Origin of the sequence: Jeongeupia wiesaeckerbachi, assembly GCF_050916355.1 — a bacterium.
GTDB classification, from domain to species: Bacteria; Pseudomonadota; Gammaproteobacteria; order Burkholderiales; family Chitinibacteraceae; genus Jeongeupia; species Jeongeupia wiesaeckerbachi.
In genome coordinates this window covers 17,192-42,534 of sequence record NZ_CP136946.1, presented here as the reverse complement: position 1 = coordinate 42,534, position 25,343 = coordinate 17,192, and the positions used below count along the sequence as shown (strand labels likewise).

The following is a 25,343-nucleotide window of genomic DNA, read 5'->3' as shown; positions in this document are numbered from 1 at the left end:
TCGTACGAAGTGGACGAGGCCGGTGCCGTAAACTCATACCTTGGGTATTTCCCTAGGATTGCCTTTTGCCGGCTGCCGACTGCTTATCGGGCCAGCCGGAACCAGGCAAGCTGGCCGTCAAGCGCGTTGGCGGTGTCGGTCAGTCCACGTAATTCGTCGCGCATCGTTTCGCTCAGGCCACGGCTGTCGCGGGCGCTGTCACCGATGTGTTCGAGCCGCTCGCGGATCGCGCCGCTGGCACGGCCCTGTTCGTCGACGGCGTCGTTGATCTCGCTCATCATCGTGCCGACCTGTGCCGCGGCGGCGCTGATGTTGGCCAGCGACGCGTTCACCGTCGCGCCGTTGTCATGGCATTCGCCGATTCGTTCTGCGGCCGCCTGCATCGCCGCCAGCGTATCGCGGGTGCGCGAACGGGTGGCGTTGATGATTTCGCGGATCCGCTGGGTCGAATCGGTCGTCGACACCGACAGTTTGCGTACTTCGTCAGCCACTACGGCGAAGCCGCGTCCGGCCTCGCCGGCGCGGGCGGCTTCGATCGCCGCGTTCAGCGCCAGCAGATTGGTTTGCCCGGCGATCGTGTCGATGCTTTCGGCGACGACGACGATCTGCGTGATGGCCTCGGCCAGCGATTGCATCGCATGCTCGGCGTGGCCGAAGTCCTCGGTCAGTTGATCGAGCCGGCCCAGTGAGGCGTCGCCGGCCGCGCGCGCGGCGGCAATGGCCGCCTGGGTTTGCTGTGCCGCACCGGCCGCCTGCTCGGCGCGCTGGCCGACATGCTGAACGGCGGCTTCGAGGCTGGCACTGCTGCCGGCGATATCCTGCAGGTGACGCGTTTGCTGGTCGGCATCGGCGTGGACGTCTCCGGCGAGGCGGGCGACGTCGCCGGCATCGTCCCGCGTCGTCTGCGCCGCTGCTTGCGCCTGTCGCAGCGTGCTGGCAAGCCGGTCGACGAAGTGGTTGAGCTGGCGGCCGAGCTGGCCGATCTCGTCGTCGTTCTCGTGCATGCGCTGACTCAGCTCGCCGGTGGCGAGACGGGATACGCCATCGGCCATGGCGGCCAGCCGCCGCGCCAGCTTGCGGGCAAAAAAGCGCTGACTGGCGACGATGGCCAGCGCCGTCAAACCCAGTGGAATCAGCGTCAGCGCCAGCAGGCGCGCGGCGCGGAGATCGATCGCCGCGGTGACGGCCGTGGCCTGATCGCGATTGCGTTGCGAGGCGTTGTCGAGCTCGGTCAGCGTTGGCTCAAGTTCGCTGTGGTAGATCGATTCCGGAATGCCGATGGCGTCCTGCGGGCTGGTGGCCGAGATCGCCACGGCGCTGCGGTACTGCTTCAGATAGTTGTGCCAGCGGCCGGCGAGCAAGGCGTCGAGCCGGCTGCTGCGTTCGGCGTCGAGCAGCGGTCGCAGCGTGGCGGCTGCCGTTGCCACGGTCTGCTCGGTCGAGGCAATGCGCGCTTCGGCGTCGGCGGCGAGCGGATCGAGCCGCGATAGCGTCAGCATGCTGCTTTTCATCTCGGCAATGGCGCCAAGCGCGGTCTGGTTATCGCGAAACTGGCCGTACTCCTGGTACAGGCGATGGTTCTGCCAGCAGATCCATCCGGCGAGCAGGCCCAGCGTGCAGACGGTGACGATGCTGACCAGCTTGAGCTGGGTGGCAATACGCATGGGGGCGTTCCGATTCTTTTTGTAAGCCCGCGATCGTATTCATCAATTATGAAATTCTAATTAACAGGGCACGCTTTGACCCATGTTGTGGATTGGCCGGCCCTGGCAAGGGGCCGGCGTTGGTTTGGTGCGTCCTGCCTGCAAATTTATGTCAGTTATTTGTAAAAATTTCCATGCCGGGCCGCGACGGCGTGGTGCGCCGTGGCTCGGGGTGGCGGTGTCTCAGGCGTGGCGCTTGTTGCCACGCCAGAACACGGTCAGCAGCGGCCAGCGGCCAAAGTCGAAGCGGGCCGGCTGGGGCTGGGGCGGCTGATAGACCAGCTGTGCGCCGACGTCGTCGGTCCTTAGGGTCAGGTAGCCATGGCGCTCGAACTGCCAGTTTTCGCCCTGACGCAGCGGGTGTTCGCCCGGCAGCAGCGTTTCGGCCAGCCATTGCGGCGACGCGATCATGCTGATGTTGCCGCGGACAACACGCAGTACCGCGCCGCGGCCGACGTCCAGATTGACGGTTTGCCGGGCGGCAAGACGGATCATGTGTGGGGTGGGCTGTTGCATGGTGTGGACTCCGCTGAATGGACCCAACCAGCTTACGGAGCGGGCCGGCGCGCTTCGAGGCATAGGGCGCGCCGGGTCGATGCAGAACAGAGGCAAAAAAATGACCGTGTTGCGATACAGCTGATGCGAATCTGTATCTGTTCCGCTTTGCGGCTGCGGTGAACAATGGACGCATGGACGCACTCCCGCTTTACCGCCAGTTGGCGGCGCACTATCAGCAGGCCATCGAGCGCGGCACGCTGGCGCCGGGCAGCCGCATGCCGTCGCTGCGGGCCTTGATGGACAGGCATGACGTCAGCCTGTCGACCGCGCTGCAAAGCTGCCGCTATCTGGAGCGTGACGGCTACCTCGAGGCACGGCCACGCTCCGGCTACTTCGTCCGCCTGCCCGGCAAGCCGGTGTGCCAGCCGGTCGCCGAACCGTCTACCCGGCTGGCCGATCCGGCGCGCTACGTCGGCATTCAGGAACGGGTGACCAGCATCATCGCCCAGGGCAAGCAGTTCCCGGTGCGTTTCAACCTCGCGGCCGCGAGCGGGTCGCCCGAGCTGTATCCGACCGAGGCACTCAAGCAGGCGATGATCCGGTCGCTGCGCAACGATCCGTCGGTGCTGACGTCGTCGGCACAGCCCCTGGGCAGCGCGGTACTGCGCGGCGTGCTGGCGCAGCGGGCATTGTCGGCGCGGATTGCGTTGAGCCGCGATGACATCATCGTCACCAATGGCTGCATCGAGGCGCTGAACCTCGCCTTGCGGGCCGTGGCCCAAGCCGGCGACGTGATCGCGGTCGAATCGCCGACGTATTACGGCTTGCTGCAGATCCTCGAGGCGCAAGGCATGAAGGCGCTTGAAATCCCGACCAGCGCGCAGAACGGCATTTCGGTCGAAGCGCTTGAGCTGGCGGCGCAGACCTACCGGAACATCAAGGCCGTCGTCGCCGTGCCGAACTTCCAGAATCCGCTGGGTGCCGTGATGCCCGACGACAGCAAGGCCAGGCTGGTCGCGTGGTGCGAAGCGAACGCGATCCCGCTGATCGAGGATGACACCTACAGCCTGCTCGGCAGCACCGATACGCCGCTGTCGGCGCTGAAGGCGTGGGACAGGACCGGCAACGTGATCCACTGCGCGTCGCTGCACAAGACGCTGGCGCCGGGAATGCGCCTGGGCTGGATCAGCGCGGGCCGCTGGCATGAGCGGGTCGCACAGCTCAAGCATGCGCTGAGTCGCGCTCAAGAAGTCCTGCCGCAGCTGGCGGTGGCCGATTTCATGGGCAGCGGCGCGTATGAACGGTATTTGCGGCGTTTGCGGCTGGCCCTGCGTGATCAGCGCGAGCAGATGATCGAAGCCGTCGCGACCTATTTCCCCGCCGGGACACGGCTGACGCCGCCGCAGGGCGGGCTGATCCTGTGGGCCGAACTGCCCGGCGGCGCGTCGGCCGAACGCCTGTTCGAGCGGGCGATGTGCGAGGGCATCGCCATTGCGCCGGGACCGATGTTCTCGAACTCGGACCGTTTCGATGCGTGTGTTCGCCTGTCGTGCGGCCTGCCGTACACGCGCGAACTCAATGCCGCGATGCGCACGCTCGGCCGGCTTGCCGCCGATCTCGACGGCTGAGAACCCACGTCCAGCAGGCGAGCCAAGGCCGTTTGCCCTCAACCGACGCGCAGGAACCGGAGTCGACATAGCGTCCATGAGGACGGCCCGCAGATAGCCCCTTGCGGGATTCCGGGCATCGGATGAGGGCGAAAGGCGCAGTCGCCTAATGAAACAGGCTTCTTATTCGGTCAGTACGGTCTTGGCCAGGTAGCGCGGCGTATCGATGCTGGTGCCACGATGCAGCGCAATCCGGTACGCCAGCAACTGGAAAGCCAGCGTGTACAGCAAGGGGTCGAGATCGCCGAGGGAGGCGGGCATGCGGATCACGTTCATCCGCTCGTCCGACGGCAGCGCCGCGTCGGTAAACACATAGATGCGCCCATGCCGCGCGCGGATTTCCTGCAGGTTGGCGAGCATTTTCTCGGCCAGCCGATTCCACGGCACGCAGGCGACCACCGGCAGATTGCGATCGACCACCGCGAGCGGTCCGTGCTTGAGTTCGCCACCGGCGTGGCCTTCGGCGCCCAGATAGGCAACCTCGCGGATTTTCTGCGCGCCTTCGAGCACCACCGGGTAGTTGCTGTGCCGACCGACGCAGAACAGCGTTTGCCCCTGGGCGATCGTCCGGGCCCAGTCGTCGATCAACGGTTTGAGCGCCAGCACCGCGTGTGCACGCTGCGCGAGTTGGCCAAGCCGGTGGCGTGCGTCCGCTTCGGCCTCCGGCGTGAGCCGCTGATGCAGCCGGGCCAGCCCGAGCGCAAGCTGATACAGCGTCAGCAATTGCGCCGAGAAGGTCTTGGTCGATGTGACGGCGATTTCCGGCCCGGCGTTGGTGATCAGATGCCAGCGCGCCTGATGCATCAGCGTGCTGTCGCTGACGTTGGAAATCGCCAGTGTCAGCGTGGCGCCAAGCTGGCGGGCAAACCGCAGGCTGGCGACGGTGTCGGCGGTTTCACCGGACTGCGAAATGGCGATGACCAGCGTATCGGGTTGCAACGCCACCTCGCGGTAGCGGAATTCGCTGGCCAGCTCGACCAGCGTCGGTACGCCGACCAGGGCTTCCAGCCAGTAGCGTGCCGTCAGCGCGGCATGGTGGCTGCTGCCGCTGGCCAGCAGCGTGATTGTGCGGATGCCGGCCAGCTCGCTGACATCGTCGTCGCCAAGCAGTCGTTCGAGCGCCGGAATTGCGCCGCGCAGCGACAGCGCATCGGCGAGCAGCGCCGGCTGGGCGTCGATTTCCCTTTCCATGTGGTGGCCGAAGCGGTCGAGCGCTTCGTCGCCATTCAGCGTCAGCGTGGCCGTGCGTCGCACCGGCTGGCCGCTGGTGTCGACCACTTCGACGTGTCCCGGATGGAGACTGACGACGTCGCCCTCGGACAAGCGCAATTGTTCGCGGCGGTCGGCCGGCAGCAACTGCACATTGTCGGTGCAGGCGACGCCGATGATCGACAGCGCCAGATAGAGCGCGATCCGGTTGCCGGTAAACACCAGCGGGCTGCCGCCGTCGCAGCAGGTCACGCCGAAGGCATGGATGCCCTGCAGTTCCAGCCGGGCAGCCTGAACCGCCCGCGACAGGTCCTTCAGCGCGTGCTCGTGCCAGTGGATCAGGTCGGCGACCAGCGCCGCCGGCCGCGCCGGATCGGACGGGTAGCCGAGCTGCGCAAGCCGCTCCGCCAGGGCCTCGGCGTTGTCGATCTGCCCGCGCAGCACCACGCCGATCCGGTCGCGGCTGAGTGCCACGGCGCGTTCGCCATCGTGCGACCAGTCGAGCCGCGCCAGCAGACGCCTGCCATCGTGAGGGGCGAGCGCATCGGCCAGCGCAGCCTGGGGACCGGCGGCGTGGATGGCGTTCAGTTCGCCGACATTGCCACCGAGCGCAGACAAGTGGCGGTAGCCAAGTTCGGGGTGACGTGACAAGACGAGGGAAAGCGGCGCAATGGCGTTGTTTTGGCTGATGAATCCGAAAATCGTGCTCATGGACGGGCGCGCCGAAGGGGTGGAAGGATTTGTGTCAAGACTAGTGCAAAATCGTCGCCAAATCTTAATGTGAGCTGAATATACGGATAAAGTATTCCTCGTTCCCGTGGACAAAAAAAACACCGGCGATCGGCGCGTCGAACGGTACGGGAAAATCGCGGCATGGCCGCGACGATCAAAATATGGAGGAAGACGATGGATTCACTGAATACCGTGCAGATCGACGATGGCTGGCGTCGCTGGATTGCCGAAAACCTGATCCTCGGCAGCGTGCCGCAATCGCTGTGCGACGTGATGATCGCCGCCGGCATTGCCCCCGAGGTGGCGCGGAGCGAACTGGAAGCCGCGCAGCGCAGCCCATACATCGCCGGTGCGACGCGGCTGAAGAACCGCCTGGCCAAGCATGACTGGGTGCTCGACATCCAGCGCAAGCTCAACCGCCAGTTCGATCTGAAGGTCGAACGTCACCACAAGCTCGGCCGCGAGCGCTTCTATCGCGAGTTCTACAGCACCGGCCGGCCTGTGATCATCAGTGGCATGCTCGACGACTGGCCGGCGATGCAGAAATGGAACCTCGACTACTTTGCCGGCGCCTTCGGCGATGCCGAAGTGCAGGTGCAGTTCGGCCGCAACCAGGACGCGCAGTACGAAATCAATTCGGTGCAGCATCGGCAGACGATGCGCTTCGGTGACTATGTGTCGCTGATCCAGTCGGCCGGCCGGACCAACGATTTCTACATGACGGCGAACAATACCTCGCAGAACCGCCGCGCACTGGCGGGCTTGTGGCGTGATTTGAAGCCGCTGTCCGAATACCAGGACGCCGGTTCGCCCGACGACGGTTTCTTCTGGCTTGGCCCGGCCGGCACGATCACGCCGTTCCATCACGATCTGACCAACAACTTCATGGCGCAGGTGATCGGTCGCAAACGCGTGCTGCTGATTCCCCCGGCCGAGGTCGCGCGGGTCTATAACCATCGTCACTGCTTCAGCGACGTCGACGGCCGGGCCATCGATTACGACCGCTTCCCGATGATGCGCGATGTGCAGGTGCTCGAGTGCATCCTCAATCCGGGCGAGATCCTCTTCTTGCCCGTCGGTTGCTGGCATTTCGTCGAAGGGCTGGATGTGTCGTGCACGGTGTCGTCGATCAATTTCCATTGGGATAACGACTTCACCGGCTTCTATCCCGGACAGCTCGATTACTGAGCCCGGGGCTGAGTCGCCAATCTGATCCAACAGGAGTCTGAATGAGCCATATCCTGACCCCCGAATTCCTCGCCCAGCCGTTTCCGGCGCTGTCGCGCGAACTTGTCGAGGCTGCGCCCGGCGAGTTCCTGATCGACGAAATCCACCCCGGCGCACCGCTGGTGATCACCTTCGCCTTCGTCGACTGGAACGGCAACCCCGGCTTCTATGGCTGGGGCCGCACACGCAAGCTGGCCGATATTGCCGGCCGGCCGATCAACCGCATCCTGCTGCGTGATCGCCGCAGCCAGTGGTACCAGCAGGGGGTGAAGGGGCTGGGTGACAGCGTCGATGAAACGCTGGCCAGCCTGCAGACGCTGATCGAGGTGATTCGGCCGTCATACGTCGCGACGCTGGGCGAATCGATGGGGGCGTATGGCGCCATTCATTACGGCGTGCGGCTCGGCGCGGCGCGGATCGCCGCGTTCGGGCCGCTGTCGCACCTGAAGGTCGACGAGGCGCTCCTGTACAACGAGCGGCGCTGGTTGCCGGTGATGCAGGCGCTGGCGGCCCGTCCGCCGGTCGGCCTGTGCGATGACCTGACGGCCTTGCTGGCCGAGCGTGATTACCAGGGCGAGCTGCACGTCGGCTTTGGCACCAATGCCGGTGGCGACAATGCCGAGGCGGTGTGTCTGGACGCGGTGCATGCGCTGCGGCTGGCCGCGCATCGCTCGGTCCGGCTTTATCCGTATCCGGAAGCGCTGCACACGGTGACGCTGTACCTGAAGGAGCAGCGCTTGCTCGATGCCTTCCTGCACCGCGCCTTGCTGGCCTGAAATCGGGCTGAAACCCAGTCTGTGATTGACTTCTGGCGTGGCTTGGGGGTATTTTGGCCGGATTTATTGCCGCCTGTGCCCCCATGCCAAAAGCAGCCAAAACGCCGGCCGCAACGCCGGCCGATTTCGAGTCCGGACTGCGCGAACTCGAAGTCCTGATCGCCGAGCTCGAAGCCGGCAACCTGCCGCTAGAAGCGGCGCTCAACGCCTATCAGCGTGGCCAGACCCTGCTCGGTTTCTGTCAGGGCAAGCTGGCTGACGCCGAACAACAGCTGAAGATCCTCGAAGCCGGCCAGCTCAAGCCCTTCCAGCCGGAGTCCGAATGACCGCTGCCCTGATTGATTCCGCTGCACCGTTTGCAGAATGGATGCGCGCCGTGCAGGCGCGGGTCGAAACCGTGCTCGATACGCTGCTGCCGCCGGCAGCCCAGCATCCGGCCCGCCTGCACGAGGCGATGCGCTATGCCGTGCTCGACGGCGGCAAGCGTGTCCGTCCGCTGCTGGCGTTTGCCGCCGGTGAACTCGTCGGCGCCGATCCGGCCCGGCTCGACCATGCCGCGTGCGCGGTTGAAATGATCCACGCGTATTCGCTGGTCCATGACGACATGCCGCCGATGGACAACGACGTGCTGCGCCGCGGCAAGCCGACGGTGCATGTCAAATACGACGAAGCCACCGCGCTGCTCGCCGGCGATGCGCTGCAGACCGCCGCGTTCGACGTGCTGAGCGCCAAGCCGCTTGCCGACGATGCGGCCGTGCAGCTCGGCATGGTGCGCACGCTGGCCAAGGCCTCCGGCAGCCACGGCATGTGTGGCGGGCAGGGCATCGACCTGTACAGCGTCGGCGAAACGCTGACGCTGCCGCAGCTCGAGCTGATGCACATCCTCAAGACCGGCGCGCTGATCCGTGCCTCGGTCGCGCTCGGCGCCGCTTGCGGCACGCCGCTGGCGGACGACGACAAGGCGCGGCTCGATCACTTTGCCAAATGCGTCGGTCTGGCGTTCCAGGTTGTCGACGACATCCTCGACGAAGAAGCCGATACCGCGACGCTGGGCAAGACCGCCGGCAAGGACGCGGCCAACCACAAGCCGACCTATGTCGCGCTGCTCGGCCTCAGGGGGGCCAAGGACAAGGCGGCCGAATTGCTCGCCGACGCCCACCATGCCCTCGCACCGTTCGGCGACCGCGCCGCGCGGCTGGCCCAACTCGCCGACTTCATCGTCGGCCGCCGGTTCTGATCTCATGCTGCTAGAAACGATTTCCTGTCCCGCCGACCTGCGCCAGCTCGACCGCAAGCAGCTCGTGCCGCTGGCCGACGAGCTGCGCACGTTCCTGCTCGACTCGGTCAGCCATACCGGTGGCCATTTCGCGTCCAACCTCGGCGCGGTCGAATTGACGATTGCACTGCATTACGTCTTCAACACCCCGGAAGACCGGCTGGCGTGGGACGTCGGCCACCAGAGCTATCCGCACAAGATCCTCACCGGTCGGCGTGAACGGATGAATACGATGCGCAAGCAAGGTGGCCTCGCCGGCTTTCCTAAGCGCGATGAAAGCGAATACGACACCTTCGGCGTCGGCCACTCGAGCACCTCGATCGGCGCGGCGCTCGGCTTTGCCGAAGCGGCCTTGCTCAAGGGCGAGCAGCGTCACGCGATTGCCGTGATCGGCGACGGCGCGATGACCGCCGGCCAGGCGATCGAGGCGCTGTTCAACGCCGGCCATCGTCGCGATACCAATCTGCTGGTGATCCTCAACGACAACGAAATGTCGATCTCGCCCAATGTCGGCGCGTTCAACAACTATCTGGCCAAGCTGCTGTCGGGCAAGTTCTACAACGGCTTCCGCAATGCGTCCGAAAAAGTGCTTGGCGCGGTGCCGCCACTGAAGGAGCTGGCGAGAAAGGGTGAGGAGCACGTCAAGGCCTTGCTGACGCCGGCGTCGCTGTTCGAGGAGCTCGGCTTCAACTACATCGGCCCGGTCGACGGTCACAACCTCGATGCGCTGGTGACGACGCTGGCAAACATCAAGCAGCTCAAGGGGCCGCAGTTCCTGCACGTCGTGACCAAGAAGGGACAGGGCTACAAGCTCGCCGTCGATGATCCGGTCAAGTATCACGCGGTGACGCCGTTCCAGCCCGAGAACGGCATGGCCGGCGGCAGCGGTGCGAAGGCCGGTGCCAAGGTCTCGTTCACCCAGGTGTTCGGTGAGTGGCTGTGTGATATGGCCGCCCAGGACGACAAGCTCGTCGGCATCACGCCGGCAATGCGCGAAGGCTCGGGGCTGGTGCGTTTCGAGCAGGAATTCCCGGACCGTTATTTCGACGTCGGCATTGCCGAGCAGCATGCGGTGACCTTCGCCGCCGGCCTCGCCTGCGAAGGGCTCAAGCCGGTGGTGGCGATCTATTCGACCTTCCTGCAGCGTGCCTACGACCAACTGGTTCACGACGTCGCTTTGCAGAATCTCGACGTCACCTTCGCGATCGACCGCGCCGGCCTCGTTGGCGCCGACGGTCCGACTCATGCCGGTTCGTTCGATCTGTCTTTCCTGCGCTGCATTCCGAACATGGCCGTGCTCGCGCCGAGCGACGAGAACGAATGCCGGCAGATGCTCTACAGCGCCTACCAGCATGTCGGCCCGGCAGCGGTCCGCTACCCGCGCGGTAGCGGCAACGGCACGCCGGTGCTGGCCGAGATGAGCGGTGTGTCCTGGGGCAAGGGCGTCGTCGCGCGTCGCGGTGGCAAGGTCGCGATTCTCGCCTTCGGCACCCTGCTCGAAGCGGCGCTCAAGGCCGGCGAGGCGCTCGACGCCACGGTCGCCAACATGCGCTTCATCAAACCGCTGGATGACGCGCTGGTCGCCGAGCTTGCTGCCAGCCACGACTTGATCGTCACGGTCGAGGAAAACGCCATCATGGGCGGCGCCGGCAGCGCCGTGCTCGAAAGCATGATGAAGCAGGGCATCGTCAAACCGGTGCTGCAACTGGGCTTGCCCGACGGTTATGTCGAACACGGCGAGCAGAAGCAGTTGCTCGCCGACTGCGGCCTTGACGCCGCGGGTATCGAAGCCGCGATCCGCACCCGGTTGGGCTGAGCCCGCGTCATCCGCCAAACGCCGGCCTGTGCCGGCGTTTTTTTTGTCGGTCGGACGGTGTTCGGGTGATGGGCGCATCGGGCAACTATCATCAATCCGGGCCTATGGCCCGGGCCAGAAGATTCTTGCGTGCCGCGATGGCTGCGGCGGTGAAGAACGGCTGTAAAACCCTGCTGGCTGCGTTGCGTGCGTCTTGCCTGCACCGCTTCACCGGGTTTGCTGGCCGCCCACAAAAGGACGGCCATTCAACCATCCGAAGGAGACCCCCGATGCACCAGCAGTCCAACAAGATCACGCTCAGCATCTTCGACCACGCGCTCCAGCAAGCGCACACGGCCTGGCTTGTCGATCTGGCGCCGAACGGCGACGAAATCGCCGGCGAATTCCAGATCACGCTCAACCAGACGCATTACAAGATCCCGGTCAGCGGCAAGGTTACGCAAACGCCGGCTGGCGGTACGACGCTGCTGAATGGCGCGGACGGGTACTTCAGCGTCTCGATCAATCTGGTCATGGGGCCGTACATCCCCGGCTATACCGGCGGAATCCTGTTCGGCAACTCGGTGCAGGCCAAGCAGTGCTTCTTCCTCGGCATACCGGAAGGCATGCCGGCGGCGCTCGCCGGCAGCGAGCTGTCGCTCGACGCGCTGGCGGCGCAGGCCGGGCAGCTTGAGGCGGCGCCGGCACCGTAGGCGCGGCGCAACCGGGCCGCGTGAGGAGGTCGATTCAACTCATGCGGTTTCCGGCCGACCGGGGGCGTGTCCGTCGTCGCCATCGCGCTGATGGCCGATCGGGCGCGAGGGTGGACCATCCGGGATGGCGACCTTGCCCGCCGTCGCTATACTCCAAGCACCCGTAAGGTTTGGAGGCGGCCATGTCCCACGATCCGGTTGAAACAGTCCGAACGGTTGCACTGGTCGGCCACGGCGGCAGCGGCAAGACGACGCTGGCCGAAGCGCTGTTGTTCAACAGCGGGGCCATCACGGCGATGGGGGCGCTCGAACGCGGTGACACCGTCTGCGATTTCGATCCGCTAGAACGCGAATACGGCCATTCGCTGGCGTCGGCGCTGGCGCACTTCGAACATGACGACGTCACGGTCAATCTGATCGACACCCCCGGGTATCCCGATTTCATCGGCCAGGCACTGGCGGCGCTGATGGCGGTCGATACCGCGCTCGTCGTCGTCAACGCGCAGAACGGCATCGAGCTGTCGACGCGGCGAATGATGGATGCGGCGGCGGATCGCGGCCTCTGCCGGATTTTGGTCGTCAACAAAATCGACGCCGAGCGCGTCGATCTGCCGGCGCTGCTCGCCGATCTGCGCGAGGCTTTCGGCAGGGAGGTCTTGCCGATCAATCTGCCGGCCGGGCAAGGCAGTCGCGTCGTCGACTGTTTTTTTTCGCCGCTCGGCGATGCCGACCTCTCGTCGGTACGCGACGCCGACTTCTCGTCGGTCGCCGACGCGCATCAAGCCTTGGTCGATCAGGTCGTCGAGGTCGACGAGGTGCTGATGGCGCGCTATCTCGAGCAGGGCGAGGTGACGCCGGCCGAGCTGCATGCGCCGTTTGAAGCCGCGCTGCGACAGGGGCACCTGATTCCCTTGTGCTTCGTGTCGGCGCGCACCGGCGCGGGTGTACCCGAGCTGCTCGACGTGCTGGCCAAGCTGGCACCGAACCCGGGCGAAGGCAATCCGCCGCCGTTCATCAAGGGCGAATCCGGCGCGTTCCGCACGGCACCGGACCCGGACAAACACGTACTGGCGCACGTGTTCAAGGTGGTGATGGACCCCTATGTCGGCAAGCTTGGCATTTTCCGCGTCCATCAGGGCACGGTGACGCGCGACGCGCAATTGTTCATCGGCGATGGCCGCAAACCGTTCAAGGTCGGCCACCTGCTGCGGGTGCAGGGCAAGCGCTACGATGAGGTCAACCGCTTGCTGCCGGGCGAGTTCGGCGCCATTGCCAAGGTCGACGACATCGCCTTCGACGTCGTGCTGCACGATTCGCACGACGAAGACCTGATCCACTTGCGGCCGAGCGCGTTTCCGGCGCCGATGCAGGGGTTGGCGATCCAGCCCAAGCGCCACGGCGACGAGCAGCGCATCGGCGACGTGCTGCAGCGGCTACAGCTGGAAGACCCGTGCGTCAAGGTCGACCATGATGCGGTGACGCATGAAACGGTGTTGCGCGGCATGGGCGAGATGCACTTGCGCTACCTGCTCGACCGGATGGCCGGCACCTACCGGCTCGAAGTCCAGACCAGCGTGCCGCGCGTGCCGTACCGCGAAACGATCACGCGCCCGGCCGAGGGCCACCATCGTCACAAGAAGCAGACCGGTGGCGCCGGCCAGTTTGGCGAGGTTTTCCTGCGGATCGAGCCGCAGCAGCGCGGCGAGGGCTTTGCCTTCGTCGACGCGGTCAAGGGCGGGGTGATTCCGGGCCAGTTCATCCAGTCGGTCGAGAAGGGCGTACGCGCGGCGCTCGCTAACGGGCCGGTGTCGGGCAGCCCGGTCGAGGACATCAAGGTCACCGTATACGACGGCAAGAGCCATTCGGTCGACTCGAAAGACGTGGCGTTCCAGTCGGCCGGGCGCAAGGCGATGCTCGAGGCGCTGCTGGCGGCTGCGCCGGTGGTGCTCGAGCCGGTGGTCGAGATCGCGATCACCGCGCCCGAATCGCGACTTGGCGACCTGACCGCCGATCTGTCGGGGCGGCGCGGGCAGGTCAGCGGCACCGAGACGCTGTCGCAGCAGCTGGTGCTGATCCGCGGCCACGTACCGCTGGCCGAACTCGACGGCTACGCCGGCCGGCTCAAGGCGATCACCGGCGGCCAGGGTGCGTATGCCTTGACGCTCAGCCACTACGATGCGGTGCCGCCGGACGTCCAGCAGCGCCTCGCCGCAGGCTACAAGCACGTGCAGGACGACGACTAGCGTGGTGCGAGCGGCGACAGGCCGAGGTGGTTCAAGACTTCGGTGGCGACCTGCTTGCGGTCGTTGTCGACGCAGATCATGTGGTAGCTGTTTTCGACGATGACCGCACGGCTGCGCGGGATTCGGCGCGTGAGCAGGGCCGCCGAACGCGGGCTGGTCAGCTCGTCCTCGCGCGCGTGGACGATCAGCGTGGGCGCGCGGACGCGATTCAGTTCGAGCCTGACCCAGCGCCGCAGCCGGTCGACTTCGCGGATGCACGCCAGCGGCACCCAAGGGTAGTGGAAGGCATTGCCGTCGGAGAGCTTGGCCTTGACCAGGGCGCGCATCAGTTCGTTCTTGATGCCGTAGGGCTCGGCCTCGGGCACGCGCAGCAAGCGCATCAGCCCCGGCACCCGGTAAACAAGATGGCGGACGTCGCGGTACCAAGGCATTGCCCAGCCATCGATGAAAACCGGCGGTGCCAGCGCGATCAGCCGGCCGTTCCGCATGTTCACGCGCTTGGCCGTTTCGATCGCCAGCAAAGCGCCAAGGCACATCCCCATCAGGTGCAGCGTGTCGTAGCGCACCGCCAGCGAGCGGTAATGGGCGACGACGGTGGCGATCCAGTCCTCGGCCTGCACGTCGTACAGATCTTCGGGCCGGCCGCCGTGGCCCGGCAGCGTCAGAACATGGGTGGTCAGGCCGGCGCGCTCTAGCGTTTTGCGCAAGGAGCCCAGGTCGTGTTCGGTGCCCCCCAGCCCGTGCACCAGCAGGATGGCGGTGGAACCGTCGCTTGGCGCGGCAAACGCGGAGCGCCGGGGCGGTGGCGGGAGGACGGGCGGGCAGGCAAGGTGGGTCATGGCGGTGGTAGCGAGGATGACGACAGCGGCATTGTCGAAAATCCGGCGGCTCCGCCTTCGGCGAAAGTGTGGGGCCTTTGTAGTGAAAGTGTTGCGCCCGCAGTGTGTCTAACGATGCGCTATTTGCTTTCATGGGTGTTTCATGAATTTTAACAATTGCTCCACAGTTCTCCGACAAGTCGATCCGAGGCGTTTTGCATACTCCGGCGTGTTTTCACCGGAGTGTTCTTCCCATGCGCAAGCTGATTCAACGTAATGCCCTGCTGTTGCTGGCCGGGCTGGCCACCGCCCCGGCACAGGCCGATCCACGTATCGATGCCATCACCAGCGGTGTTGGCGACTGGTTTACCGAATCCGAATACACCATCGGCGGCGGCATCGCTTATGGGCCGAAATTTGCCGGCAGCAAGGATTACGGAATCGCGCCGTATTTCAATCTGCACATGCTGACGCCACAGGGGATCTATATCGATCCGCTGCAGGGCATAGGCTGGCAAACCCCGCTGGGCGAGCGCTTCGTGCTGTCGCTCGGGGTCGGCTACGATTTCGGCCGCGCCGAAAGCGACAAGGGCCTTGGCGCGGGGTCCGACCGGCTCAAGGGCATGGGCGACGTCAAGGGTTCGGTGCTCGGCACGACATCGCTCGGTTTCATGATTACGCCGGCGACCCAGCTGTCGGTCTCGCTGGCGCAAGCCCTGAGCAACAGTGATCGCGGCCTGTCGTGGGATGTGTCATTGGGGCACGCGTTCGAGCTGAGCGAAGCCGATACCATCGGCGTTGCCGGGGCGGTGCACCTGGGCGACGGCAAGTACAACCAGACCTATTTCGGCGTCACCCAGGCGCAGAGCAAGACCAGCCGCTTCAAGGCCTATGAGGCCGGATCTGGCATCAACAGCTACAGCTTTACGGTCAACTGGACGCACAAGTGGACCAAGCACTGGAACACCGATGTCATGGCCGGTGTGACGCAGTTCGCCGGCGATGTGGCCAATAGTCCGCTGCTCGATACCAAGACCAACTACATCGGCGTGGCTTCGCTGAACTACACCTTCTGATCCCTTGGATCGATTGCTGTTTGATCGAGGGTCGCTGGCACGCCCGGGAGGGCGTGCCAGTCAGGCTGGCCAGCGGATCACGAAGCGGGCGCCGCCGAGGGGCGAATCCTCGATGCTCACCTCGCCCTGGTGCGATTTGACGATCTGCTGCACGATCGCCAGCCCCAGTCCGAAACCGCCGGTGGCGCGATTGCGGCTTTCATCCAGACGGACAAAGGGCTCGAACACGCGCTGGCGCTCGGCCTGCGGGATACCGTGCCCATCGTCGTCAATGCTGAGCATGAAGTGTTGCGCCCGCCGTTGCAGACGGACTTCGACGCGAGATCGCGCATGGTAAACCGCGTTGCGAACGACATTGATCAAGGCCCGTGCCATCTGGCGGGCTTCCAGCTGAACGGTTTGCGGTGCGCTCGGCAGCAGCACGCAGTGGATGCTGCGGGCTTCGGCTTCGAGCGTCACCATCGCCATCACGCTGTCCAGCCAGTCATCGGCGGAAATCGTTTCCTGCACGAAGCCGCTGTTGGCGTGCTCGAGCCGGGCAAAGCTCAGCAGTTCGGACACCAGCGTTTCCAGCTCGGCCAGATCCTGGCGCATATTGCCGGCCAGCACGCGCCACGCGGCCGGATCCGCCAGCTTGCCGGCGGCATCGAGCTCGAAAGACAGCCTTGCCATCGGCGTGCGCAGTTCGTGCGACACGGCATTGGTCAGGTCGCGGCGGCTGGCAACCAGCGATTCGATCTGCGCCGCCATGATGTCGAACTGGCCGGCCAGGTCGCGGATCGACGCGCGTTTGGACACCCCGGCGCGCGCGCCCAGATCGCCGTCACCGAAGCGTTTGGCGGCGCTCTGCAGCGCCTGCAGTTCCCGCCAGTGCGGCCGGATCCACAGATAGAGAAAAAACGCGAACGACAGCGCGAGCAGCAGGTAAGAGCCGCCCTGCAGTAGCCAGAGAGTATGGCTGGGTGGTTGAGGAACGCGGATTTCCAGCAGCGCTTGCTGGCGCGGCCAGTCGATCGGCATGTAGAAGACTTCGTAATCATCGCGGCCGAAAGCGATTCCCTTGTCGAGCAGCGCACGCTCGTCGTCGTCGGGTTCGAGCTCGCGACTGTTGATCATCTTGAACTGCAAGCCGTAATCCGGCTGCCAGACTCGCAGTTGTGCCTGTTGTTGCGGCAGCGTTTTGCCACGCAATTCTTTGGCCAGATGGCCAAACGAGCCACGCGTCATCTCGTAATTGTATTCGTGCTGGTAGTTCCGGATGAGGTAGGGCAAGGCATAGTTGAGCGCGGTAAGCGCGATGGCAAAGCCGATGACCTGGAGCAGGTAAACGCGGATAAAGAGGCGAAACATCTCAGCTTTCCCACTCGTCGCGGCTGAACAGATAGCCCTTGCCCCAGACGGTCTTGATCCGGCGCGGTTCGCGCGGGTCATCGTTGAGCTTTTTGCGCAGTTTGCTGACACCGACATCGACGCTACGGTCGATGCCGTCGTAGTCGACACCGCGCAGCGCGGTGAGAATGGCGTCGCGTGACAACACCTTGCCGGCGCTCGTTGCCAGCAACCACAGCAGTTCGAACTCGGCGGTGCCGGTATCGATCTCGTTGCCGTCGAGCAGCACGCTGCGGGTGCCGCTGTCGATGCTCAGCGTGCCGAACTGCAGCCGATCGGGCGAGCCGGCCGGCGCGTGCTGGCGGCGCAGCAGCGCGCGAATCCGCGCCAGCAGCACGCGCGGCTCGACCGGCTTGACCACGTAATCGTCGGCGCCGGCCTCAAGGCCGAGAATCTGGTCGATGTCTTCCTCGCGCGCGGTCAGCATCAGCACCGGCAGATTCGACCACTCGCGCAGGTCGCGGCAGATCTGCAAGCCATCCTTGCCCGGCAACATCATGTCGAGTACCACGACGTCGGGCTTGATCCGCTTGACTGCCGATACGGCGGTATCGCCACGATGTTCGGTAGTGACCGCGTAACCGTGCTGTTCTAGAAAATCGGCGATCAGCCTGGAAAGACGAAAATCGTCTTCGATGATCATGATTTTATTCATTGGGCAACGCATTCCGTCTGGCTGCTCGGGTGCGTGCTATCGAATGCAGGCATCGTGCGGGTCTCGATCGGGGAGGGGGGCGGCGTAGTGTGGCGCCCAGTATGTTGACCGCCTAGATCATGCCATTTGTATGAATTTTGTGCGGCCGGGCGCGGCGAAGGCGAATGGCTGCCGCTGGACGAGCGCTTGGGCAAGCCGGGGGGATGCTGCGCAACGCCTCGTTCAGGCTTGAGGAACAAAGCGTCGACCGGACCGATCGTGCATGCAGCGGACATGAAAAAGCCCACCGAACGGTGGGCTTTTTAGCGCTGAGACCGCGCTTAAAAGCGCTCGTCTTGCCGCAGGAAGCGCCATTTGCCTTCCGGCAAATCGCCCAGTGAAACCTGGCCGATGCGCAGCCGTCTGATGCCGATGACGCGCAGGCCCACGGCTTCGCACAGCTCCTGAATCTGCTTCTTGCGGCTTTCGCGCAGCACGAAGCGCAGCTGTTGGTCGCTCTGGCGGCTGACCTTGGCGGCCTTCCAGGTTTCGCCGTCGATGGTGTAGGTGCTGTTCAAGAGGCCGATCATTTCATCGGTGATCTCCCCGGCAACCTGCACCCGGTATTCCTTCTCGAAATCCAGATCGTCGGCGATCAGCGTTTTGGAGACACGGCCATCCTGTGTCAGCACCAGCAGGCCCGACGCGCTTAAATCGAGCCAGCCGGCCACGGCCAGATGGGTGAAGTGGCGCTTGAGCACGTGGATGCCGGAGCGGTCGCGGGCGAACTGGCTTTCCGGCTTGATCAATTGCCAGGCCGGGTGGATGCCCGGCTCGCCCGGGCCGGCGAGAATGCCGGCGGGCTTGTTCAGCAAAATGGTGATGCGCTCGGCCTGAACGGCGGCGGCGCGGCGCACCAGCTCGATTTTCTGATCCGGCATTACCCGGCTGCCGAGGACGTCAACGACCTGACCGTCCACGCGTACCCAGCCCTGCTCGATGAATTCGTCTGCCTCGCGGCGTGAGCACATGCCGAGTTCGGTCATGCGTTTGGAAAGGCGGATGGGTTCGGTCATGGCTGTACATCTTCGGCGGGCAATCCGACATTGTACGCGCCCTGACGGTGGCGCGACCCGGAGATGTTCACCGTACGCCGGGCCGCCGAACCGGCTTCACGGGGCTGCATTCCGCAAACGCATGCAAGCCGTGCCAAAAAATCATTTGTCCGCGTATTGCACGATCACCACAATGGCTTCCGTTATTACCGGTTGTTGCTGATTCACGATTTGGCGCAATCAATCCGGCCTCACGTCGTGGATATTGCCTTCCGGTTCAAATGCACCATGCCCTTTTATCTTTTTCTGCAGGTAATCCGGCTTCGGTGTTGCGTTTTACATAAAACTTCAAGCAGGGGGCGCAATGAAACGCCGGATGTATTTGCTAAGTCCTTCGGTTCAACTTGGTTTGACGATTGGCGTATTGATGTATGCCAGTTACGGTGCGGCGCATCATGCTTTCAATAATGTGGCACTGATTGCGCTGTGCGCCTTTGTCGGATTTTTTATTCCGTATTACTCGAAGTTGAGCAACAAGATCGAGGAAATCATCAATCTGCGCACGGCATGCGTCAGTCTGGGTCGATTGGGGCGTTTCATTCCCCAGCTGGCGTTCAATATCGGCATCTTCCTGGTGCTGACCGTCGGCGAGGTGTTCCCGTCCCGGCAAATCGATACATTGGGCGGCGTTCTGGGGATTGCGCTGGTCACGACGTGCGCATCGCAGGGGATGCAATATCTGGCGCTGGCGCTGGCCAATCGCGAGATCGGTGATCGCAACCGCAATGTGCTGATTGCGCTGTCGATCAATATCGTCGTGACGGCGCTGGCGACGATCGGGCTGGCGTGGTCGAAAACGGTCTTCCTGATGCTGGGGCTGACGTTCGGTTCGCTGTTCTTCGCCATCGGTCTGGCATCGGATTTGCGTGCGGTTTTTTTCAGGCGTGGCGGCATTGGCGTGTTCTTCGGAACTTTCAATCCGATTCACAAGACGCATCTGGCCTTGATTCGTCAGGCGATCGAATCGCGCGGGCTGGAGAAAGTGTATATCCACAGCACGACCGTGCCGAAACTGCATGCGCAGGCATTGCAACGCGGTGAAATAGAAATAGCGCGATATGAGCGTGGTATGCGCATCTACGAAAAAACGGCGCGCGCTGATGTACATGTCAATTATTTTCCGACCGGCTCCCGGTTTTATGAATACGACACCCGTCTTGCCATGATGCGTGCGGCGATTGCCGAGGCCGGCCTGAGCGGCAAAGTCGAAGTGCTGTCCCTGCCCGAAGACTATGCAAAAGGCGGGTTTTACGCGGTGCTGAAGCATATCCGCAAAGTGGCCGATCACCAGGCGGTCCATGGCATTCACGGCAGCGATCTCGGCGGTATGTGGGTGCGCAGCATTTACGACGAATCGGGCTGGGTCTACCCCTATCCGGTCGTCCGCCGCGACAAGGTGTCGGCGACCGCCATTCGCAACGGCGAAATCGGCCTGACGACGCCGACGGTGCAGGAAATGATCGTCGCCTTAAGCGCCCCGCGCGAGCTGGATCAGCAGTACCGACCTGCGTAAACCCAAGGATGGCGATTTCATGATGACGATTCATCAATTGCATAAACCCGGCGCGACGATGGCCTCGCCCGACCACGGTGACCTGACGATCAAGATCGTCGAAACCGAGGACGAACGTTTCAAGGCAATGCTGGTCCGCGCCATCGTCTATATGCACGAGCAGCTCTGCCCGTACAGCGAGGAATTCGATCTCAACGACCATGCGGCGACGCAGATCGTCGGCCTGACCGCGACCGGCGAGCCGGTACTGACCGCCCGCATCCGCTACTTCAACGGCTTCGCCAAGATCGAACGACTGGCGATCCGCAAGGAGTACCGGGGGCTGGGTTACGCCCATCGTCTGCTGTCGTTCATGCTGGACATCGGCCGGACCAAGGGATTTTCGCGCTTTTATCTGCATGCGCAGGCCAGATTGCGCGAGTTCTATGAAGGCTACGGCTTTCGCTTGGTCGGCGATGCCTTTTCGTTCTCCGACCATGATTACGTCGAAATGGAACTGAGCGAACAGTTGCAACTGGTGTCACCGTCGATGCACATCGGCAGCACGCCGATGGTGCTGAACCGGCCCGAGAACAACACCCAGCTGCTCGGCCCGCTCGAACACGGCGCTTTCAGATGCGCCAAGCGGATCGCGGCCACCGAAAGGAGCAGGGGATGAAGCGGCTAGTCTTGAGTACGCTGCTGAGCCTCGTCATCGCTGGCACTGCGGGCGCGGCAACCCCGGGCATCGATCCGAGCTATTCGCAGCTGTTGCAACGCATTGTCGAGATCAATACCGAGACCCGCAATGTGGCCGGGCTGGCGCAGGCGCGCGATGTGCTCGTGCCGAAGTTCGAGGCGCTCGGCCTGACGGCAAGCCGCCATGCGCTGGCCGAATCCGGCCGCGAAGTGCTGCGCTTCGATACGCCCGACGGCAGGCCCAAGGTGCTGCTGGTCGGCCATCTGGACACCGTCTTTCCGAAGGCGGGCAGCTTCCAGCATTTCGTCGATGACGGCGACCGCTTGATGGGGCCGGGGGTCATCGACATGAAGGGGGGCCTGGTGCTGATGCTGAACGTGCTGGCGCAGCTCAAGGCCGCCGGGCAGTTGCAGCACGTGCGCGTGCTCATCAACGACGACGAGGAAATCGGCTCGCCGTATTCGAAGAAAACGCTGCAGGCCTTCGCCAAGGATGTGCCGTACGGGCTGGTGTTCGAACCCGGGCTCGAGGACGGTGCGGTCGTCAGCAGCCAGTCGGGTGTGCGCTGGATCAAGCTGACCTCGACCGGCAAGGCCGCCCACGCCGGGCTGGAGCCGGAGAACGGCATCGACGCATGCCTCGATCTGGCCAGGAAGATCGCCAAGATCAGCGCGCTGGCGCAGCCGGCCAAGGGCCTGACGCTCAATCCCGGCGTCATCGAAGGCGGCAGCAAGCCCAATGTCGTGTGCGACAAGGCCAGCGTGACGTTCGACGTGCGCTTCCGTTCGCTCGCCGACTGGGAACGCGTCCATGCCGCGATCGATGCGATCAGCAAGCAGAGCGATGTCTACAACGACCGGCTCAAGCTCGGCGCCCGTACCGAGATCGTCCAGCTCGCCGAGCTGCCGCCCTTGCCGGTCGAGCGCACGGCGGCGCTGGCGGCGCGTGCCGAGGCCGTCGCCCGTGCCCTCGGTCAACCGTTCCGTGCCCAGGCCGTGGGCTATGGCAGCGATGGCAACAACTTGTCGGATACCGGTATGCAGCTGCTGGTCGGCGTCGGTCCCTACGGCGGCGGCATGCATTCGGACAAGGAGCACATGCTGAAAAGTGCGTACCAGGCCCGCCTGACTTTGCTGACCCAACTGCTTCACAACCTCACTCAATCAGAAGGAGAAATGCCATGAAAGCGCTTGTTGTGATCGATATCCAGCGTGAATACATCGCCGAAGGCCGCAAGTTCCAGATCAAGTCGATCGGCCCGTCGCTGAAGAATGCCTATGACGTGCTGAGCTTTGCCCGCAACGAAGGCTGGCCCATCGTCCATGTCCAGCATCTGCAGGATGGCGATCTGTTTGGCCGCGGCTCGGATACCGCCGATTTCATTGATGGCTTCGTGCCCGAGTCCGGCGAAACCCTGGCGGTCAAAGGCAATTACTCGGCGTTTTCGTCGGCGACCTTCATGCAGTTCGTGACCGAACACGCCGACCACGAGTTCGTCGTCGTCGGCTACGGCAGCACGATGTGTTGTCTGTCGACCATTGTCGACGGTTACCACCGTGGCTATCGCTTCGCCTTTGTCGAGGATGCCAGCGCGGCACGCGCTTCGCGCGATCTGTCGGAAGGGTCGATGCATGCGCATGTGACGGCGATGCTCGAGCCGTTTGCCCGCCTGACCTGCGCCAATGTGGAAACCGTCCTTGAACAGCGGCCCCTCGCGGCATAGCGCCGCAACGCTACTTGCTGCGCTTGGCTAATACCGTTCGTCACCGCGGGGATCCCTGTAGGACGTTTCGCTCACCTTGCCAGCACCGTGTCACCGCGCTCTGCCCCATAAGCAAGTGCTCCTGGGGCACTGGCAGCGCTGAGTGCTCACACGCTTTTTATACTCGGAAAATACATGGCTACCCAAGACAGAGAACTAATCCTGCCGGTCGGCGCCAGCGGCACCTCGCCGCTGCTGCTGAGCCGCGTTGCCGGGAATGCAAGCGCGCCGGAAATCCTGATCGCCACCATGCACGGCAAGGAAGCCGTGCTGGCCCCGGCGCTGGCACTGCTCGGCTTTCAGGTCTTGCTGCCTGTTGATTACGATACCGATGCGCTGGGGACGTTCTCCGGCGACATCCGCCGCCCCGGTACCGCGTTCGAAGCGGCGCTGGAGAAGGCAAGGCGCGCCTGCGACGCGACCGGCGTGCCGCGCGCGGTGGCGAGCGAGGGCTCGTACCGGCCGAACCAAACGCAGTTCCCCGGCGCCCGCAATGCCGAGCTACTGGCCTTTGTCGATCGCGAATCCGGTGTCGAGTTCGTCGAATACCTGACCGATCTGCCCACCCGCTTCGTCATGGGGCGCGTACCGGCGGATACGGCCGCGCCGGAAACCCGGGCGCTGCTGGCCGAGATCGGCTGGCCGGCCATCCGGGCCATGGTCGTCCCCAATGATCCGGGCGTCGGCGTGGTGCTGCCCGAGCAGGTGTTCAAGGGCATCGACAACGAGGCGACACTGGCCGAGGCCTTCCGCGTCTGCGCCGCGCATACGGCCGATGGCCGGGTGCATCTGGAGACCGATCTGCGTGCGCACATGAACCCGACCCGGATGGCGTCGGTCGCGCTGGTCGCGAACCGGCTGATCGAACGGCTGCGCGAGGAAGGGTATGCAACCGCGCAGGCGCTGCCGGCCTGATCCGGCAGGAGGCCGGGCGCCAGGCTTAGCTGTTGGACTAGTGTGCCGGCGGTCGTGAAATCGTGGTCTGCAGCCAGCTGACGAAGTCCGCGGTCATCCGGTCGCGGCGCGTGCCCTGGCACAGGTAGAACGATCGCGGGCTGACAACGCGTTCGGCCAGCGGCGCGACCAGCACGCCTTCTTCGAGCAGATGGTCGACCAAGGGCGAGCTGCCCAGCGCCACGCCGTGGCCCCGGACCGCCGCCTGGATCGTCTGGTCGAGCTGGCTGAAGCGAAAGCCGATGTCGCCGACCTGGAGATCCGAGCCGGCGTCGCGGAACCAGCTCGACCATTGCAGCCATGGCCAGGCGTGTTGCGGGTCGGCCAGGTGCAGCAAGGTGTGATGCCGCAGGTCGTCAACGCAGTTCAGCTTGCGGCCGTTGCGTTGCAGCAGCGCCGGGCTGCACACCGGGAAGATCTCCTCGCCGGACAGGAAAATGCTCGAATCGGGGGGCGTCTGCGCTGCGCTGCAGTAACGGATGGCAAGGTCGATCTCCGTCTGCTGCAGATTGATCATCCGGTTGTCCGCCTCGATGTGCAGCGCCACATCGGGATATTGCGCGCTGAACCGGGTCAGCCGGGGAACGAGCCACAGCGCGGAGAAAGCGGTGGTCGTGGAAATCGTGATTTGCTGATGGCGCGGTTTCTGCTTCAGCCCTTCGACGGTTTCGGACAGCTGGGACAGCGCATTGCTCACCACCTCGAACAAGACGTGGCCGTGTTCGGTCAGGACCAGCGCGCGATGCTGGCGCTCGAACAAGGGCAGGCCCAGGTGTTCCTCGAGTTTTCTGATCTGCCGGCTGACGGCGGACTGGGTCAGGAAGATTTCTTCACCGGCTTTCGAGAAGCTCAGCCGTCGCGCGGCGGCTTCAAAACCGATCAGCAAGTCCAGTGGGGGGAGGGGGCGGGCCATTCGACTTTCCTCTTGAAGGCTGAAGCGCGGCGCGAAAACTTGCAGCCGTTTGCGCGATAAATTGTTGATGCGCCATTTTCCGCCATGTGCAATGAAATTGCATAAACGGTCAGGCTGACACTGGCCAATCCGGAACGAATGCACGTAGCCACACAGCACCTGCCGCATCAACTTGTCGTTTCAGCTCGCGTTGGCGCTGATGGATTTTCCAGCCTTGACCGAAGATGGCGCGCTCGTGCGCTTCATAGAGCGCTTGCAGCTCGAGCTGGGTCATCGGCACGTCGATATTGTCGGCATCCGTCCAAAAAAATCCCGCTGGCACGCCGAACGCCTTAAGCGTCCCCAGCGTCGTGTTGAGCCGTTCCCGGACAACGAGGCCGCCATCCCAGCGGTGGTCAGCATGCGGGAAGGACACCACGGCACGCTCTTGCTGGTTCCGCCAGACGTTAATCCGCTCGCGTGCGGCGGCTCGGAGCGATTCGAGCGTGGTGGCCGACTCGAACGGCTCGGGCGTGTTGCCGTCTGCCAGCCAGGCCTCGTAGTCGTCCCACCAGCGGTGGCCGCGGGGGATGCTAGCGCCGTCCTCGATGCGGATCACCATGTCCGGGCTTTGCGTCAGCTTGTATTTTGCAGTGCTCATGATTGCCTCGT

Annotated in this window: 23 protein-coding genes; 14 read left to right on the top strand and 9 right to left on the bottom strand. The window is 64.1% G+C overall.

Translation table 11 applies throughout. From position 1 onward, the window contains the following. Nucleotides 1-83: 83 nt before the first annotated feature. Nucleotides 84-1,664, bottom strand: coding sequence for a methyl-accepting chemotaxis protein (locus R0382_RS00235; protein ID WP_432721454.1), 1,581 nt, complete (start codon nt 1,662-1,664; stop codon nt 84-86). Nucleotides 1,665-1,886: 222 nt separating this feature from the next. Continuing rightward, nucleotides 1,887-2,219 carry a hypothetical protein gene (locus R0382_RS00230; RefSeq protein ID WP_432721452.1) on the bottom strand — a complete coding sequence of 111 codons (333 nt, stop codon included), beginning with the start codon at nt 2,217-2,219 and terminating at the stop codon, nt 1,887-1,889. A 173-nt stretch (nt 2,220-2,392) separates the two neighbouring features. Here R0382_RS00230 and R0382_RS00225 point away from each other — a divergent pair, with 173 nt between their 5' ends. Next, nucleotides 2,393-3,829, top strand: a complete 1,437-nt coding sequence (locus R0382_RS00225; protein ID WP_432721451.1) for a PLP-dependent aminotransferase family protein — start codon at nt 2,393-2,395, stop codon at nt 3,827-3,829. Between the two features lie 162 nt (nt 3,830-3,991). On the opposite strand, the gene R0382_RS00220 is transcribed toward R0382_RS00225, so the two are convergent. Next, nucleotides 3,992-5,788, bottom strand: coding sequence for an isomerizing glutamine--fructose-6-phosphate transaminase (locus R0382_RS00220; RefSeq protein ID WP_432721450.1), 1,797 nt, complete (start codon nt 5,786-5,788; stop codon nt 3,992-3,994). A gap of 195 nt (nt 5,789-5,983) precedes the next feature. Between R0382_RS00220 and R0382_RS00215 the strand changes: the two genes are divergently transcribed. The 7 genes from R0382_RS00215 (at nt 5,984) to fusA (ending at nt 13,839) form a co-directional block, all read left to right on the top strand. Continuing rightward, entirely contained in the window at nt 5,984-6,997 is a 1,014-nt protein-coding gene (locus tag R0382_RS00215) for a cupin-like domain-containing protein (protein WP_432721449.1), read from the top strand. Nucleotides 6,998-7,038: 41 nt separating this feature from the next. Then, nucleotides 7,039-7,812 carry a hypothetical protein gene (locus R0382_RS00210; protein ID WP_432721448.1) on the top strand — a complete coding sequence of 258 codons (774 nt, stop codon included), beginning with the start codon at nt 7,039-7,041 and terminating at the stop codon, nt 7,810-7,812. Between the two features lie 83 nt (nt 7,813-7,895). Next, the gene (locus R0382_RS00205) at nt 7,896-8,138 is read left to right on the top strand and encodes an exodeoxyribonuclease VII small subunit (protein ID WP_432721447.1); all 243 of its coding nucleotides are present in this window, start codon (nt 7,896-7,898) and stop codon (nt 8,136-8,138) included. Further along, nucleotides 8,135-9,049 carry a polyprenyl synthetase family protein gene (locus tag R0382_RS00200; RefSeq protein WP_432721446.1) on the top strand — a complete coding sequence of 305 codons (915 nt, stop codon included), beginning with the start codon at nt 8,135-8,137 and terminating at the stop codon, nt 9,047-9,049. Before R0382_RS00205 ends, R0382_RS00200 begins: the two co-directional genes overlap by 4 nt. 4 nt (nt 9,050-9,053) lie before the next feature. Beyond that, on the top strand, nt 9,054-10,904 hold the full coding sequence (dxs, locus tag R0382_RS00195) for a 1-deoxy-D-xylulose-5-phosphate synthase (RefSeq protein WP_432721445.1): 1,851 nt from the start codon (nt 9,054-9,056) through the stop codon (nt 10,902-10,904). A 269-nt stretch (nt 10,905-11,173) separates the two neighbouring features. Beyond that, on the top strand, nt 11,174-11,596 hold the full coding sequence (locus R0382_RS00190) for a hypothetical protein (protein ID WP_432721444.1): 423 nt from the start codon (nt 11,174-11,176) through the stop codon (nt 11,594-11,596). Between the two features lie 182 nt (nt 11,597-11,778). After that, complete coding sequence (fusA, locus tag R0382_RS00185; protein WP_432721443.1) at nt 11,779-13,839, top strand: elongation factor G; 2,061 nt, start codon at nt 11,779-11,781, stop codon at nt 13,837-13,839. Here the strand turns inward: fusA and R0382_RS00180 are convergent. Further along, nucleotides 13,836-14,678 (bottom strand): alpha/beta hydrolase, encoded by an 843-nt coding sequence (locus tag R0382_RS00180; RefSeq protein WP_432721442.1) that lies wholly within the window; start codon nt 14,676-14,678, stop codon nt 13,836-13,838. The genes fusA and R0382_RS00180 overlap by 4 nt on opposite strands. 233 nt (nt 14,679-14,911) lie before the next feature. On the opposite strand from R0382_RS00180, the gene R0382_RS00175 reads away from it, so the two are divergent. After that, nucleotides 14,912-15,733, top strand: a complete 822-nt coding sequence (locus tag R0382_RS00175) for a MipA/OmpV family protein (protein ID WP_432721441.1) — start codon at nt 14,912-14,914, stop codon at nt 15,731-15,733. A 60-nt stretch (nt 15,734-15,793) separates the two neighbouring features. Here R0382_RS00175 and R0382_RS00170 read toward each other — a convergent pair whose 3' ends face one another. From R0382_RS00170 to R0382_RS00160, 3 genes are all read right to left on the bottom strand, one after another. Further along, the gene (locus R0382_RS00170; protein ID WP_432721440.1) at nt 15,794-17,083 is read right to left on the bottom strand and encodes an ATP-binding protein; all 1,290 of its coding nucleotides are present in this window, start codon (nt 17,081-17,083) and stop codon (nt 15,794-15,796) included. A 1-nt stretch (nt 17,084) separates the two neighbouring features. Beyond that, complete coding sequence (locus R0382_RS00165; RefSeq protein WP_432721439.1) at nt 17,085-17,765, bottom strand: response regulator; 681 nt, start codon at nt 17,763-17,765, stop codon at nt 17,085-17,087. A 332-nt stretch (nt 17,766-18,097) separates the two neighbouring features. Further along, on the bottom strand, nt 18,098-18,832 hold the full coding sequence (locus R0382_RS00160; RefSeq protein ID WP_432721438.1) for a pseudouridine synthase: 735 nt from the start codon (nt 18,830-18,832) through the stop codon (nt 18,098-18,100). 406 nt (nt 18,833-19,238) lie between these two features. On the opposite strand from R0382_RS00160, the gene R0382_RS00155 reads away from it, so the two are divergent. The 5 genes from R0382_RS00155 to R0382_RS00135 all read left to right on the top strand — a co-directional run bounded on the left by R0382_RS00155 (nt 19,239) and on the right by R0382_RS00135 (nt 23,740). Continuing rightward, entirely contained in the window at nt 19,239-20,384 is a 1,146-nt protein-coding gene (locus R0382_RS00155; RefSeq protein WP_432721437.1) for a hypothetical protein, read from the top strand. 19 nt (nt 20,385-20,403) lie between these two features. After that, complete coding sequence (locus R0382_RS00150) at nt 20,404-21,042, top strand: GNAT family N-acetyltransferase (RefSeq protein ID WP_432721436.1); 639 nt, start codon at nt 20,404-20,406, stop codon at nt 21,040-21,042. After that, on the top strand, nt 21,039-22,247 hold the full coding sequence (locus R0382_RS00145; protein ID WP_432721435.1) for a M20/M25/M40 family metallo-hydrolase: 1,209 nt from the start codon (nt 21,039-21,041) through the stop codon (nt 22,245-22,247). The genes R0382_RS00150 and R0382_RS00145 overlap by 4 nt, the downstream gene beginning before the upstream one ends. Beyond that, the gene (locus R0382_RS00140; RefSeq protein ID WP_432721434.1) at nt 22,244-22,786 is read left to right on the top strand and encodes an isochorismatase family protein; all 543 of its coding nucleotides are present in this window, start codon (nt 22,244-22,246) and stop codon (nt 22,784-22,786) included. The genes R0382_RS00145 and R0382_RS00140 overlap by 4 nt, the downstream gene beginning before the upstream one ends. A 174-nt stretch (nt 22,787-22,960) precedes the next feature. Beyond that, on the top strand, nt 22,961-23,740 hold the full coding sequence (locus R0382_RS00135) for a DUF6671 family protein (protein WP_432721433.1): 780 nt from the start codon (nt 22,961-22,963) through the stop codon (nt 23,738-23,740). Nucleotides 23,741-23,777: 37 nt separating this feature from the next. Here the strand turns inward: R0382_RS00135 and R0382_RS00130 are convergent, their stop codons facing one another. Further along, nucleotides 23,778-24,692, bottom strand: coding sequence for a LysR substrate-binding domain-containing protein (locus R0382_RS00130; RefSeq protein ID WP_432721431.1), 915 nt, complete (start codon nt 24,690-24,692; stop codon nt 23,778-23,780). A 109-nt stretch (nt 24,693-24,801) separates the two neighbouring features. Next, nucleotides 24,802-25,332 carry a DUF4376 domain-containing protein gene (locus tag R0382_RS00125; protein ID WP_432719829.1) on the bottom strand — a complete coding sequence of 177 codons (531 nt, stop codon included), beginning with the start codon at nt 25,330-25,332 and terminating at the stop codon, nt 24,802-24,804. Between the last annotated feature and the right edge of the window lie 11 nt (nt 25,333-25,343).